1 protein-coding gene is annotated in these 1,114 nt (G+C 61.0%); it reads left to right on the top strand.

All coding sequences use genetic code 11. The features are described from left to right. Positions 1-141 precede the first annotated feature (141 nt). A partial coding sequence (locus CW742_RS14535; RefSeq protein ID WP_292421614.1) for a D-alanyl-D-alanine carboxypeptidase occupies positions 142-1,114 on the top strand: 973 nt, incomplete at its 3' end.

Raw genomic sequence — 1,114 nt, 5'->3', positions numbered from 1 at the left:
GTTCGGCACTCCGGGTGCCGTAATTAATCTGAATCTGGCTCAGTAACAAAGGAGCATGATATGCAAACAACTTCGACGATATGCGGGCAACGAAAAAGAAGAGCATACTTTTTATGGGCCGTCTCGGCTTTACTCATCCTGATGCTTGCCTCGTGCAGTTCCGGTTCATCGGTCAGGGACAGTATCCTTACTCCGGAGATGCAAGCCCTGATGGCGACGCCGCCCTACGACTCGGGCCGCTGGGGGCTTCTCGCGGTGGACGTCAACACCGGCGAAGTTGTCTACTTCCTCTCGCCGAATTCGCCGTTCGAGACCGGTTCGACCGCCAAGAACTTTAGCGTCGGCACGGTCTTGTCCTTCTATGGCCCGGACTACAGGTTCTGCACGCCGCTTGTCCGAAACGGCGGTATCGATAGTGCGGGCAAGCTGAATGGCGACCTGATACTCGTTGCCCAGGGTGATCTCACCATGGGAGGCAGGACAATGGCCGACGGGCGGATCGCCGTGGAAAACTTCGATCACACCGACGCCAACGCCATGCCGGGACTTACCACCCTCACCCCGCAAGATCCGCTGGCGGGTCTCGACCATCTTGCCCGCCAGGTGGCATCAAGCGGTGTGCGGCATGTGGCCGGTGAGGTGATTGTCGATGATCGTTTATGGGACACGCCGGCGCATAGTGCAGGGGCAGTAATTATCACACCCATCATTATTAATGACAACCTTATCGACCTGATGCTTACCCCGACTGTTCCCGGCCAGCGCGCCGGTTTCGACTGGCGGCCGCGGACAGAGGCTTTTGAATTTTTCTCGGAAGTGGTCACGGGCGCGCCGGGTTCCGCAATCAACCTTGAGACCTCCACTGTGGGTAATCGGGTGACGGTCTCGGTCAGCGTCCCTGCGGATGCCGCGCTTGTTCCCGTCGTGCACACCTGCCACTTTCCCGATCCCCCGGCCTTCTCGCGCCCCCTCCTCATCGCACCCCTCAGGCGCGCCGGGGTTACCGTATCAGCCTCAACCCTCGCCCCGAACCTGTCGGCACACCTTCCGACCCCCGCCCCACCGGCCTCGCTCCCGCTCCCAGCCCCACCCCTCCCCCCCCCACCTCCTGCGA

The organism is Methanoregula sp. (genome assembly GCF_002835825.1).
Taxonomy (GTDB): Archaea; Halobacteriota; Methanomicrobia; order Methanomicrobiales; family Methanospirillaceae; genus Methanoregula.
This window is presented reverse-complemented; position numbering and strand designations above follow the sequence as displayed.